General features: G+C 61.0%; 10 protein-coding genes. 5 read left to right on the forward strand and 5 right to left on the reverse strand.

Annotation, left to right across the window (positions count from 1 at the left end):
• Window positions 1-28: 28 nt before the first annotated feature.
• Together ABIA40_RS03365 and ABIA40_RS03370 are read right to left on the reverse strand one after the other, a co-directional pair.
• A complete protein-coding gene (locus ABIA40_RS03365; RefSeq protein WP_271543937.1) occupies window positions 29-799 on the reverse strand; it encodes a hypothetical protein in 771 nt (256 codons plus the stop codon).
• A gap of 946 nt (window positions 800-1745) precedes the next feature.
• Window positions 1746-2624, reverse strand: coding sequence for a GNAT family N-acetyltransferase (locus ABIA40_RS03370; RefSeq protein WP_271543939.1), 879 nt, complete (start codon window positions 2622-2624; stop codon window positions 1746-1748).
• A 346-nt stretch (window positions 2625-2970) separates the two neighbouring features.
• On the opposite strand from ABIA40_RS03370, the gene ABIA40_RS03375 reads away from it, so the two are divergent.
• The 3 genes from ABIA40_RS03375 to ABIA40_RS03385 all read left to right on the forward strand — a co-directional run bounded on the left by ABIA40_RS03375 (window position 2971) and on the right by ABIA40_RS03385 (window position 5938).
• Entirely contained in the window at window positions 2971-3894 is a 924-nt protein-coding gene (locus tag ABIA40_RS03375; RefSeq protein ID WP_271544290.1) for a glyoxylate/hydroxypyruvate reductase A, read from the forward strand.
• 13 nt (window positions 3895-3907) lie between these two features.
• Window positions 3908-4264 (forward strand): cupin domain-containing protein, encoded by a 357-nt coding sequence (locus ABIA40_RS03380; protein ID WP_271543941.1) that lies wholly within the window; start codon window positions 3908-3910, stop codon window positions 4262-4264.
• A 216-nt stretch (window positions 4265-4480) separates the two neighbouring features.
• Complete coding sequence (locus ABIA40_RS03385) at window positions 4481-5938, forward strand: NAD-dependent succinate-semialdehyde dehydrogenase (protein ID WP_271543943.1); 1458 nt, start codon at window positions 4481-4483, stop codon at window positions 5936-5938.
• 125 nt (window positions 5939-6063) lie between these two features.
• On the opposite strand, the gene ABIA40_RS03390 is transcribed toward ABIA40_RS03385, so the two are convergent.
• Window positions 6064-6753, reverse strand: coding sequence for a haloacid dehalogenase type II (locus tag ABIA40_RS03390; protein WP_157284088.1), 690 nt, complete (start codon window positions 6751-6753; stop codon window positions 6064-6066).
• 338 nt (window positions 6754-7091) lie between these two features.
• Here ABIA40_RS03390 and ABIA40_RS03395 point away from each other — a divergent pair, with 338 nt between their 5' ends.
• Complete coding sequence (locus ABIA40_RS03395) at window positions 7092-8468, forward strand: aspartate aminotransferase family protein (protein WP_404539087.1); 1377 nt, start codon at window positions 7092-7094, stop codon at window positions 8466-8468.
• A 32-nt stretch (window positions 8469-8500) separates the two neighbouring features.
• On the opposite strand, the gene ABIA40_RS03400 is transcribed toward ABIA40_RS03395, so the two are convergent.
• A complete protein-coding gene (locus ABIA40_RS03400) occupies window positions 8501-8977 on the reverse strand; it encodes an Lrp/AsnC family transcriptional regulator (RefSeq protein ID WP_027544593.1) in 477 nt (158 codons plus the stop codon).
• 113 nt (window positions 8978-9090) lie between these two features.
• Window positions 9091-10416, reverse strand: coding sequence for an FAD-binding oxidoreductase (locus ABIA40_RS03405; RefSeq protein WP_271543948.1), 1326 nt, complete (start codon window positions 10414-10416; stop codon window positions 9091-9093).
• Between the two features lie 656 nt (window positions 10417-11072).
• Between ABIA40_RS03405 and ABIA40_RS03410 the strand changes: the two genes are divergently transcribed.
• Complete coding sequence (locus ABIA40_RS03410; RefSeq protein WP_271543950.1) at window positions 11073-12737, forward strand: ABC transporter ATP-binding protein; 1665 nt, start codon at window positions 11073-11075, stop codon at window positions 12735-12737.
• Window positions 12738-12745 lie beyond the last annotated feature (8 nt).

Raw genomic sequence — 12745 nt, forward strand, 5'->3', positions numbered from 1 at the left:
CGACTACTGCAATCGCGGCCAGTTCCCGTCAATTGGGCCCAATCACAGCATCAGCGTGACGGCTGCCGCTGCGGACGATGACAACAACGCCATTGCGAACGGTAAATCTCGCGCCGAGCAGCTTCCGCACCTTGTCCGTGATCGGAGAGGAAAAGGGAACGGTTTCTCCCACGACGGGATCGCCGACCTTTGTCGTCTCAGTCGCGGGGCCAGCAACTGGTGCAGGCTTGATATAGTCTCGGACAAGCTGAATCTCTTCACGTGACAGGATGAGCGGAGCCTGGTCGGCTTGGATCTCCGACGGCGGTTTGGGTATTCCACTGCTTGCCTTTTCGCGCATCTCATTCGTGCTTGCGATCTGATCGAGCCTGGCTACGCGCAGCTTGAGTGCGATGATATCACGTTGCAGTGTCGCGATCTCCAATTTGCGCGCGTTGACCTGCATGAAGACAATGATGGCGCAAACGCAACTCACGACGAAGCCGACGCTCAGCAGTGCGATCAACCAGCGCTCGAAGTTTCCCGTCGATCCCCCGGTCGTTCGGGGGAGTTGATCGCGCTGGAGATGGCGTCGCCAGATGCGACGTGCTCGGTCGATCCAATTGGTAGAGCCCGTTACGCCGGTCCCCGCCCGGCCCGACCCAAAATGCGCGGGCGACGAGGCGGCCTTCTCTCGGGCCGGTTCAACGGACGACGACGTGTCGACTTGCTCAAGCCCAGGATTGTCGGGGACGCGATCCGCCGTCGTCAGATGCGCGGCAGGGTGGAACGGATCCATCTGCTTATCGAGCCGGCCCATCTCCGCTCTCCATGCAGCCAATCTATCAACTCCGCCAGTTCCGCCGACGCGGCGGAATGAGGGTACCCGAGGATCCGATCAATCGGAACGGAAAAGGGTCCAATCCGTCGCGTGAGCCGCTCTAACGGTAGCTTGCAAGAGATACGGCGCCAACCAGATGCCAGGGTTTACCCCGCGGATGCTCCGACCGCGCGGATGGTAGCCGGTGAAATGCAGCACTTTGATCGTGCGACGAACGCCCACTTTCAGTCGGATAAGCCCGGTCGTGCGACCAGCAAGTCATTGATTGTTCTCAACCCAAGGCTGACTCTTAATCAGCGGGTCCCAGGTTCGAGCCCTGGTGCGCCCACCAAACAAATCAATGACTTGGCGAGAAAAACCGTTTGAGCAGCTGATTTTTCAAACGGGCTTTTGAGCAGCGATCAACCGGAACTTGGCGATGCGATGGGCTCACCCGAGTCATCACTAAGAGTTCGGGTTCTTGAGTTGCTGCCATTGCCCGGCGCGATTTCTGCTGCCAACCGGCATCAGTGGGCAGCAGCTCGGTCGCTCCGATGATGGATTGGAGCGAGAGTTTAAGTTTTTCAATTGGTTAGAGGGCCGCGTGGGCCCGATGTGTGCACCGCGAGATCAAGAAAAATCTCACCACAGCCAACGTGAGCAGGCTTGTGGCGCATTTGCAAAATCTGGATTTCCGAGGGCAGCAGGCCGGCGGGTGCTTACTTGCAATCTCAGCTGTTCGACGCGTAATGATCGAAGATCGTGGGTTTGACTCCCACTCTCTCCGCCATTTGCGCGGTTTTGTACGCCAAACGACGATTTCGTGCGCTTGGGTCCGTTTCGCGAGCGACTCGTCCATCTGCTGGTCGCCCTGGCCACGGCCCATCTCTGTAGGGTCGCGATCGGCACCGTTGGCACCCGTTCTTACCGAGCTCGCTTCATAGCCTCAACTCAAAGCGTGACCGGCCAGCCCGTACACCCATGGCTCATTTTCCTTGCGGTTCAGGAATGGCCGGCCCTTAGACATCGTCGTGACGGTCTCGGTGATCGCGAGGCGGCTCTGTTGAAGGAAGTCGGCAAACAGACCCGTCTGCTCCCGCGTATCGACGCGGACGAATTGTCCCGCGAGATCCCTCAGATGCACGGCGGTGAGATGGATCGCGTCACAATCGTTGCTGGCGACGATCGGGCCGATCACATGACCGCGCCCGAATTCGCGCTTCATCGAAAAACCGACGGCCTCTCCGCCGCGGCGCAAGACGGAGATTGACGCGCCATCGGAAAGCAATGCGAGCAGCTTCTGCCGGTTAGTTCCGAAGGCGCGCTCATCCAGTGCCGCGATCTCTCCGATGCTCGCCGTGGACAGTGAAGTCAATTCACCGTCGAGAGCCGGCACCGGCGGAGGTGGTGAGACGAGTTCTCCCTGCCACATATATGCGGTGGCTTCCTTCGTGAACCCCAGCGACAGATACAGGTGATAGGCGGCATGGGTTGAGTTGAGGGCCAAATTTCGGTCGCCGCACCGCTCGAAAACCTGTTCCATGAGCCAGCGGCCAGTACCTTGTGCCTGGGTTCGAGGCGATGTGATCACCAGGCCGATCGTCGCGAATTCCTGGCTATAAGGGAACCACATCGCGCTGCCGAAAACGCGGTCTATGCCATCAACGGCGACGATGCCGTGGCCGGCGCGGCGCAGGAAATCCCAGTCCTTGGGGCGATGCGGCCAGCCGACACCGATCGAAAGCGCGTGGAGCAGCTTCACATCAACGTCGTTGATGTCCTTGGCCATCAGTTCAAAGGACTTCACGCGTACCGTTCGTCCCATTTAGCTCATCCATTCCTTTGCGGGGCTCAAAGCCTGCGGCCTATGCCCGCCGGCCTTCTGCTGCGTGCCGCACAAGCCCTCTTTTGCAGCAGCATAGCGCGGAACGCCAGCAGGTTTCGCCTGTTTGGCAGGCGGTATTCGGAATGTTTCGCCGCCAGTGCAACTCGATTCAGCAGGGAAAGCTACTGGTTGCCGCCTATCGATATCCGGCAACAGCACGCAGGGTGAGCCCCAGTGAACGTTGAAGGCTTCGCTGGAGGGCTCGCCGCCTTTCCAGCCCTCGGTGGCCGGCCATGCCGGTCTCAACGCGCCGCATCCCGGGCGAGGACCTGAGAGGACCACGTCGATGGCGTTCCTTTTCAATTCCGATGCTGCTCGGGCGGCTATTTTCCGGCAGGCCTTTGCGCGCGAGCTCCCTGATCTCGGGTTCTATCATTCCAGCGAATGCTTCGAGCCGGAAAAGATACAGTACCTAATAACCTGGAACGCGCCAGACGACGTCTCACGCTTTCGAAATCTGGAAATGCTCTTTTCCATCGGCGCCGGGGTCGACCAGTTCAAGCCAGAGACCATACCTGGCCACGTCAAGCTCGTGCGCATGGTCGAGGATGGCATCATATGCATGATGCAGGAGTATGTCGTGCTTGGGGTGCTGACACTCCATCGCGAGATGCTTGCCTATCGGGAGCAGCAGGGAAGAGGCCTATGGCAGGCTCTTGCAACGACCCAGGCTGCCGATCGGCGCGTCGGCTTTCTGGGCCTCGGCATGTTGGCGCAAGCTGCGATTGATCGCCTCAAGCCGTTTGGATTTCCGCTTGCCGCGTGGAGCCGCAGCAACAAGAAGATCGAGGGCGTCGCGTGCTTCCACGGCGATGGTCAGCTTGGCAGCTTCCTGAAAGGAACGGACATTCTCGTCTGTCTCCTGCCCCTGACGGAGCAAACAAGCGGCATCTTGAACGCACAACTGTTCTCTCTCCTGCCGGCTGGAGCAAGGCTGCTTCATGTCGGCCGCGGTCCGCAGCTTGACCAGGGCGCACTCATCGAAGCACTCGACAGCGGGCGCCTCGCCGCAGCGATGCTCGACGTGACCGATCCCGAGCCGCTGCCGGAAGCCCATGCGCTCTGGTCGCATCCGAAGGTAATCATCACGCCGCATATCGCGTCCGTGACGCAGCCGCATACGGCCGCGCAATCCGTCATACAGAACATCCGGCGCCACCGCGCCGGACGAAATCCGATCGGCCTCGTCGATCGAACGCTCGGCTACTAACAGGAAAGATGCCATGTCACTTCTGATCGCCATCGACACCAATCCGGACTTCGCACCGAAGAAGGCCGTGCCGGATCCCGAACGGCTCATTTCGGGCAATCCGTCCTTCAAGACCTGGGCGCAGGACGCCTCGAAGGGTGAGAAAGTGCTGACGGGCGTCTGGGAGGCAACCCCCGGCGAGACCCATTCGATCAAGGGCACCACCTTCGAGTTCTGCCACATCATCTCGGGTCTTATCGAAATCGAGGAAAAGGGTGGCGAGACGAAGACTTTCCGCGCCGGCGACAGCTTTGTGATGAAGCCGGGCTTTGTCGGGGTCTGGCGCACGATCGAGACCGTGCGAAAGATTTATGTCTGCCATTATGACTGAGCACGGTGCCTGACGGCGGCTTCACTGAACGACGGCCAGAACAATCGACTTTCGAGATACCGTCTGACCGGATTCGACGCCATCAGACGCTTCCTTCTCGATGAAAAATGCGGCGCGCGGCGCGGTGCTGTATCGCTCGGTTGAGACGGCTTTGTCTCGCCAATCGCATATCCAGCAGTGATGGCGGTTTGACCCCAAGGGCAAGGGAACAAATACATGGTTGCATTGAAAGACAAGGATCTGTTTCGCCAGCAGGGACTGATCGGCGGCCACTGGCGCGACGCGAGTGCGAAGGCGACGGTGGATGTCATCGATCCTGCCAGCCAGCAAGTTCTTGGCACCATCCCGGATATGGGGTGCGAGGAGACGAGGGCTGCCATCAACGCTGCGGCCGCTGCATTCAAGCATTGGAAGACCAAGGCCCATGCAGAGCGTGCCGCCCTGCTGGAGCGCTGGTATGAGCTCATGCGACACCATGAGCAGGATTTGGCTCTTCTGCTCACGCTCGAGCAGGGCAAGCCACTGGCGGAATCGCTCGGCGAAATCCGCTATGGGGCATCATTCGTCAAATGGTTTGCGGAAGAGGCGCGCCGGATCAACGGATCGACGATCCCGTCACCCACGGTCGATCGCCGCATTCTGGTTCTGAAAGAACCGGTCGGCGTCTGCGGGATCATTACGCCCTGGAACTTCCCCAACGCGATGATTACACGCAAAGTGGCGCCCGCGCTGGCTGCGGGCTGCACCGTCGTCATCAAGCCCTCTGAATTCACGCCGTTTTCGGCCCTCGCGATCGGTGTGCTGGCGGAGCGGGCAGGAATTCCACCTGGCGTGATCAACGTCGTGACGGGCATGCCCGCGGACATTGGCAAGGAGCTGATGGCCAATGAGACCGTCCGCAAGATCTCGTTCACGGGATCGACCCGCGTCGGCGGGCTGCTGATGAAAGGCGCCGCCGACAACATCAAGCGGCTCAGCCTCGAGCTCGGCGGCAATGCGCCGTTCATCGTCTTCGACGATGCCGATATCGACCGGGCCGTCGAGGGCGCGATTGCGTCGAAGTTCCGCAACGGCGGACAGACATGCGTCTGCTGCAATCGCATTCTCGTGCAATCAGGCGTCTACGATACCTTTGCACAGAAGCTCGCCGGGAAGGTCGCGAAAATGAAGGTCGGCGCAGGTACCGAAGAGGGGGTCACAATCGGTCCGATGATCAACGGCGCGGCGATCGACAAGATCAAGCGGCACGTCACGGATGCCCTGGACAAGGGCGCAAAGATCATCTCGGAGAGTGAGGCGGTGCCGGAAGGTCGGCAATATGCCCGGCCACTCGTGCTCGGCGGCGCGACGACTGAGATGCTCCTGGCGTCCGAAGAGACGTTCGGGCCGGTCGCACCGCTTTTCCGCTTCGAGACGGAGGAGGAGGCGATTGCGATCGCCAATGGCACGCCGTACGGCCTTGCGGCGTATTTCTACACTGAAAACCTGAAGCGTTCCTGGCGTGTTGCCGAAGCGCTTGAGTTCGGCATGGTCGGCCTGAATACCGGCCTGATCTCGACGGAGGTCGCGCCTTTCGGCGGTGTCAAACAGTCTGGATTGGGACGCGAGGGATCTCAGCTCGGGATAGAAGAATATCTCGAGAGCAAGGCGCTCCATGTCGGCGGCCTGGACTGAGCGTCCATCGGATCTGAAATAAGAAAGGGGGCGGCTGAACCGCCCCCTTTTCCTTGACCAGCGCAGATCTCTATTGAAGTTTTACAAGAACTGAAGCGTCGTGAGGGATCCCGAAAAGACAGCGCTCAGGCGCTCTTGCGAAGAGGCTCCAGGCCGACTGCGGCAGCCAAGCCACCGATGCTCGAGACCTCGGTGTATTCATAGAAGGGATTCGCCGGCTCGTGACCGCGGTTCACCCATACCTTGCTCTTGATGCCCAGATCGTAGGCGGTCATCAGATCGTAGCGGAACGAGGAGGAGACGTGAGTGATATCTTCCGGGCCGCAGCCCAGCTTGTCGAACATGTATTCGAAGCCTTTCATGTGCGGCTTGTAGGCGCCAGTCTCCTCGGCCGTGATGACCGTGTGGAAGGGAGCGCCGAGCTTCTCCACGTTGGACATGATGAGGTTCTTCATGGAGTTCGACAAGATGACCAGCGGAATCTGCTTGGCAACCTTGGCCAGACCAGCCGGCACGTCGGCGTGTGGACCCCACGTGTGGATCTCTTCATTGATGCGCTGGGCATGCTCCGGCTTAAAGACGACGCCATTGCGCTTGCAGGCGCGCTCCAGCGCGTTGTGCACGACCTCGAAGTACGGTTTCCAGGCGCCGAGAACCTCGTCCAGGCGATAGGCTGAAAAGTCCTTGATGAGCTTTGCCATCGCCGCGGCAGAAAGCTCCGAGCCGTAGACACGGGTCGCGGCGCCGGCCATGTCGAAATTTGTCAGCGTCCCGTAGCAGTCGAAGGTGATGTATTTCGGTCTGAATGTCGCCATAGCTCCAATCCTTGCGATCTCGCACCGCTAGCCGGTACGACACACAGCCTAGCGAGCAACCGGCGAGATAAAGCGCCGATGTCGCGGTGGTCGGGAGCAGATTGTGTCGTATCGCATCGGAGCCGTGGCAGAGAGTTGCGCGACGACGGCTCTCCCCGTTTAGCCTCGATCCGTCGCCGCACCATGCCGGCATAACATGCCGCAGTGGTGCCCAATCAAAGTCAAAACGCCCTCCGTCCGTGTCATGCCTGGGAGCAAGTGCTGTCTTCGGCAACTTATGTTGAGCCCGGACACAACGGGCTGTTCGCACAAACATCGCGGCCGATCTGGAGGACAATATGTTGAGCAACTCGCTAATTGAGCTCGATCGCGCGCATCTGATTCACCCGGTCTCTTCTTATCGCAGCCACGAGGCGACGGGCGTCCGCGTGCTGAAGTCAGGCAAGGGCGCGACGCTGACCGATGTCTCGGGACGCCAATTGCTGGACGGCTTTGCGGGTCTATGGTGTGTCAATGCCGGTTACGGACAGGACAGCATCGTTAAAGCGGCTACGCGACAGCTGCAGGAGCTGCCTTATGCGACAGGCTATTTCGGTTTGGGCTCGGACCCGGCGATCCGGCTGGCGGCCAGGTTGGCTGAGTTGGCGCCTGGCGATCTGAACCATGTCTACTTCACGCTGGGTGGCTCCGATGCCGTCGACAGTACAATCCGGTTCATCAGGTACTACTATCATGCCAAAGGGAGGCCGCAGAAGGACCAGTTCATTTCCGTGGAGTCTGGCTACCACGGATCATCGACGGCAGGGTCTGGCCTGACTGCGCTGCCGGCCTTTCATACGGGCTTTGGAGTGCCATACAACTGGCAGCACAAAATTCCGTCCCACTACGCCTATCGCAACCCTGTCGGTTCGCATCCCCAGGCTATCATTGCGGCGTCGGTCGCGGCCTTGCGGGCGAAGATCGCCGAACTCGGCGCCGAACGCGTCGCCGCCTTCTATGTCGAGCCGATACAGGGGTCAGGAGGCGTCCTCGTTCCGCCGCCGTCCTGGCTCAAGGCCATGCATGCGGTCTGCAAGGAGCACGATATTCTGTTCGTGGCCGATGAGGTCATCACCGGCTTTGGCCGTGTCGGTCCGCTCTTTGCCTGCGAGGAAGATGATGTCGTGCCGGATCTCATGACCACGGCAAAGGGGCTGACCTCGGGCTACGTGCCGATGGGGGCCGTTCTCATGTCCGACGGCGTCTACAACACGATTGCCGACGGTGCCGGCAAGGCGGCCGTCGGCCACGGCTACACCTATTCCGCGCATCCCGTCAGCGCAGCCGTTGGGCTCGCGTGCCTTGATCTCTATGAAAACGGCCTGTTGGAAAACGGCCGGAAGGCCGGGCACCGCCTGATGGAAGGTCTTCGCGCGCTTGCCGATCATCCGCTCGTCGGCGATGTCCGCGGTCGCGGCATGCTGGCTGCAATCGAGCTTGTGACTGACAAGGAGCTCAAGACGCCTCTGCCGGCGGAAGCCGACGCGGCGCGCCGCATCTTCGACCGCGCATGGGACAATGGTCTCGTGATCCGCGCTTTTGCGCAAGGCGTGCTGGGCTATGCGCCGCCGCTGTGCTGCACCGATGACGACATCGATGGCATTATTGAGCGGACAAAGACTACGCTCGACCATACGCTCGAAGACAAGGACGTCCGTGCGGCGATGAAGGGATGATCACCGCGCTGCCGGCGCCGTTGTCTTAGTTGTTAGCCATTGAAGATGCTTTCGAGCGGAAGATGGGATTTCACGATCGGGGACTTCAGCACGACGAAGCTGAAATACTTGTCGATACCGATATCCATCTCGACCAGGCGTTCCATGACCGCCTGGTATTCGCTGATCCCCGCCGTGATGAACTTGACGAGATAGTCGTATCCGCCCGAAACGAGATGGCACTCGACGACGGAATCGATCTTTTCAATCGTCGTGAGAAAGCGCGCGAAATCGATCTGCCGGTGATTTTTCAAGGTGATTTCAGCGAAGACCGTCAGAGTTTGTCCGAGCTTGGCAACATCGATCTGGGCGGAATAGCCGGTGATGAAGCCCTCCGTCTGGAGCCTCTTGACGCGCATCAGGCACGGGCTCGGCGAAAGATTTATCAGCTCTGCGAGCTCGACGTTGGAAATGCGCCCGTTCTTCTGCAGTTCGCATAAAATCCTGATGTCAATCTTATCGAGCTTCATAGCAATGCCATCAGATGGGGCCGACAACGGCGTCGGGGCTTTGAGCCTTCAGCGTCATATGCATCTTCATAGCATCAACCAGCAGCTTTTCCCAACGAGGCGGAAACTGCAATTCAGAACTCGCTGACCTTGCCCCAGGCGCTCATTCTCAGCCGTTCCGGCCTGTAGGGACGCGGGTCGACGATCGGTGCCCGACCGGTGATGATGTCGGCGATCATGTGCCCGGTGCCGGGCCCAATCCCGAAGCCGTGGCCACTGAACCCCGCCGCGAGGATGAAGCCTGGAATGGATTCAACTTCGCCGATTGCCGGAATGCCGTCCGGTGTGCTGTCGATGTAGCCGGCCCAGACGCTTGAGATGGCGAGGTGCCGCAGCTCAGGAACCAGCTCGCACGCGCGTCGATGCGTCAGCCGAATCTGCCTCATGTCGGGGCGGGGATTGAGCGTTCGATTCAGCTCCATCGGGGTCACCTCATCCAGTCCCCATTTAGCCAGCGTCTCATGGCCCTGCCGCATGCCCTCGAAGGCCCCGGGGCTGAGGCTTCGCCAGCGGCGGGCGAACATGGGGAGGAATTCGCGGCCGAACCTGACCTGCTGCGGCGTCGGATCGACTCGCGCGCGCCCGCTGATGGCGAGCGTGTATCCGCCGTTGCCGCGCCGTGTGAGCGACAGCTGCGCAGTGTGCAGAGCATCAGGCAGGCCGGCTGCACCAGGAGCCACGGCGAGAATGGATTGGCGCACCGATGCCTGAGGGAAACGAATTCCAAGCTGGTTGCAGAACGAAGAAGCCCACGCGCCTCCCGCCATCACCACCGTTTTCGTCCGGATCGTGCCGGCCTCGGTCACCACCCCGCTGACCCGACCGGCGCTGAGCTCGATGCCGCGCGCGGCGCAGAGCTGGTGCACGGTACCGCCTGCCGCCATGATCGCACGCGCGGCGATGGGGACGGCTTTTGAAGTGTCCGCCGTCCCGTCTGTCGGTGAGAAGACGCCGCCCTTCCACTTACGACCCGTCGCCTTGCCCCGACCGCTCGCCTCTTCCGAGCTCAACATATGCGTCGTGACGCCAACGGTCCTGGCGAAGTCCCCCCACTTGGCCCAGCCCGCCAGCTCATTCTCGTCGTTCGACAAATACAACAGGCCGCAGCGGCGAAAGCCCGTGTCTTCACCCGTTTCCTGGGCAACTCGTTCCCAGAGATCGAGGCTCTTGGTCGCAAGCGGCAGCTCGCGTGCGTCGCGGTTCTGTTGGCGGCACCATCCCCAGTTGCGGCTGGACTGCTCGGCGGCGACGCGGCCCTTCTCGAGCAAGGCAACCTTGAGGCCGCGACGCGCGAGATAGTAGCTTGTGAACACGCCTACGACGCCGCCGCCGATGACGACGACGTCCGCTTCACGAGGAAGGGACGGACTGGATTCGATATGCAGGAGCGGCGCGCTCATCCGACAGGGATCTCCGGTGGTCGCCGTAGCGTAACCGAGGAATTGCGGCAGCCCCCGCGGACTTTCGTCGTGAGACCGAATATCCTGCGGTTTACTGCCTTTGACGCAGGCTAATATTGCGAAAACACCTTGCTTGCGTCGCAGCTTGCAGGCGGCGAGACTGATGCACGTGTTCCTGCGATCCGTCGCGCGCCTTCGTGGCAGGGGTCACGACAGGCCCGGCGGCGCAGATTGAAATGCCAAATCGGACTTCGTTTTCAGAAGTTCGTGCTGCCCGGATGCCGGCTTTCGGCGACTCCGCGGTGATTGAAATCGTCAAGATCGACAGAACCAACTGATCGATCGGCCAAGTCCATAGAGGCAACTTTCATGAGCCGTGTCCATGAACAGGCCTTCGCGGAAGCGATCAAGCCATGACGTGGATGCCGTCTGAGGTTCGCTTCGATCGAGTTGGCCGATCAGGTCGGCACTGCGCTCCGAGCAACAGCTCTTGCTTCTTGCGCGAAGAGACCTGAATCATGTCGCAGCCTCCAATGAAGGAATGGCAAGTTGAGCGGCGAATTATTGACCTGTCGAGGGAGCGTGGAGGCGCAAGGAGCCGAAGGCGCCGGCCGCACCAAGATGACGGCACTGGCTTGAAAGAGGAGGGTGCTCGCATGGTCTCTGGCATCCAGGTGGCAAGTCCCGCCGATGTCGCGCTGTCGGTGCGCGAGCTGACCGCAAGTTTGCCGGAAGGAATGGAGCGGGCCAACGCCGTCGAGAACATCTCCTTCGATCTGAAGCGCGGACAGATTCTCTGTATCATCGGGGAATCCGGATCGGGCAAGTCGGTCACCGCCAATGCGATCATGGGCCTTCTCCCGAAGGCGATCCGGATCCCTTCGGGTGCGATTCACCTGGACGGAATGAACATCGTGGGCCTCTCGCCCGACAAGCTCCGTAGCCTGCGCGGCCGCGTCGTCTCGATGATCTTTCAAGATCCTCTCTCGGCGCTCAACCCGCTGATGACCGTGGGCGCGCAGATCGAGGAGGTGATGGCAGCCCACGACGTCGGCACGCCGGCCTCGCGTCGCAGCCGGGCCATAGACTTGTTGATTGAAGTGGGTCTGCCTGATCCGCAGCTCATGTATCACCAATATCCCTTCCGGCTTTCGGGCGGGCAGCGGCAGCGGGTGATGATCGCCATGGCGCTGGCCCTCGAGCCCGCCATCCTGATCGCGGACGAGCCGACGACGGCTCTCGACGTCACGACCCAGGCGCAAATCCTCAAGCTGATCCGCGACATTCAGCGCCGCAAGGGGATGAGCGTCATGTTCATCACCCATGACTTCGGCGTCGTCACGGAGATCGCCGACAATGTCGTGGTCATGGAGAAGGGTCACATCGTCGAACAGGGCAGCGCTGCCCAGGTGCTGCAGTCGCCCAGTCATCCCTACACAAGGCGCCTCATCGCAGCAGTCCCGCACTTGACGGGCGAAGACCGTGCTCTTGTGGAAGCTCCGGCCAACGAGCCGATCCTCAAGGTCGAGGGGCTGGTGAAGACCTACCGCAGTGGCAGCGCGCTGTTCGGAAAACAGCGGATCGTGCCGGCGGTGAACCAAGTATCGTTCGATCTGGCGCCCGGACGCACGTTGGGGGTCGTCGGCGAAAGCGGCTCGGGCAAGTCCTCGCTGGGCCGGCTGTTGATCAAGCTGCTCGACAGCGACGACGGCCGGATCCTGTTCGAAGGTCGCGACGTCGCCAAGCTCTCGGAGGCCGAATTCCGTCCGCTACGGCCGCAAATCCAGATGATCTTCCAGGATCCCTTCGCCTCGCTCAATCCGCGCTCGACGGTTGGACAGATCCTGACCGTAGGTCCGGCCGCGCATGGAATGCCTTACGCGAAGGCGTGCGACCAGGCACGGTCGCTGCTGTCGCGTGTCGGTCTCGATGCCGGAGCTTTCGGCCGCTACCCGCACGAGTTCTCCGGCGGGCAACGTCAGCGCATAGGCATCGCCCGCGCGCTGATGTTCAAGCCGAAGCTCCTGATTGCCGACGAGGCGGTCTCCGCGCTCGACGTGTCGATCCAGGCGCAGATCCTCAAGCTGCTGGACCAGATCCAGCGCGAGACCGGCGTCTCGATGATCTTCATCACCCATGACCTGCGTGTCGCCAGCCAAATCTGTGATGAGATCGCGGTCATGCACAAGGGCCGGGTCGTCGAGAGCGGGCCGCCGTCGCAGATTTTTCTGCGCCCGCAGTCGGCCTACACGCGCGAACTGGTCGCAGCGATTCCCGGGGAGCAGCAGGGCGGCGCACGGGCCTTAGCGGCAAATTCATGAGAGCCACG

It is taken from the genome of Bradyrhizobium sp. USDA 223, assembly GCF_044909005.1.
GTDB classification, from domain to species: domain Bacteria; phylum Pseudomonadota; class Alphaproteobacteria; order Rhizobiales; family Xanthobacteraceae; genus Bradyrhizobium; species Bradyrhizobium yuanmingense.

What these genes read in the sequence shown, in the direction of transcription:
- ABIA40_RS03365 (WP_271543937.1), bottom strand. Translation starts at nt 799, where the DNA reads ATGGGCCGGCTCGATAAGCAGATGGATCCGTTCCACCCTGCCGCGCAT.
- ABIA40_RS03370 (WP_271543939.1), bottom strand. Translation starts at nt 2,624, where the DNA reads ATGGGACGAACGGTACGCGTGAAGTCCTTTGAACTGATGGCCAAGGAC.
- ABIA40_RS03375 (WP_271544290.1), top strand. Translation starts at nt 2,971, where the DNA reads ATGGCGTTCCTTTTCAATTCCGATGCTGCTCGGGCGGCTATTTTCCGG.
- ABIA40_RS03380 (WP_271543941.1), top strand. Translation starts at nt 3,908, where the DNA reads ATGTCACTTCTGATCGCCATCGACACCAATCCGGACTTCGCACCGAAG.
- ABIA40_RS03385 (WP_271543943.1), top strand. Translation starts at nt 4,481, where the DNA reads ATGGTTGCATTGAAAGACAAGGATCTGTTTCGCCAGCAGGGACTGATC.
- ABIA40_RS03390 (WP_157284088.1), bottom strand. Translation starts at nt 6,753, where the DNA reads ATGGCGACATTCAGACCGAAATACATCACCTTCGACTGCTACGGGACG.
- ABIA40_RS03395 (WP_404539087.1), top strand. Translation starts at nt 7,092, where the DNA reads ATGTTGAGCAACTCGCTAATTGAGCTCGATCGCGCGCATCTGATTCAC.
- ABIA40_RS03400 (WP_027544593.1), bottom strand. Translation starts at nt 8,977, where the DNA reads ATGAAGCTCGATAAGATTGACATCAGGATTTTATGCGAACTGCAGAAG.
- ABIA40_RS03405 (WP_271543948.1), bottom strand. Translation starts at nt 10,416, where the DNA reads ATGAGCGCGCCGCTCCTGCATATCGAATCCAGTCCGTCCCTTCCTCGT.
- ABIA40_RS03410 (WP_271543950.1), top strand. Translation starts at nt 11,073, where the DNA reads ATGGTCTCTGGCATCCAGGTGGCAAGTCCCGCCGATGTCGCGCTGTCG.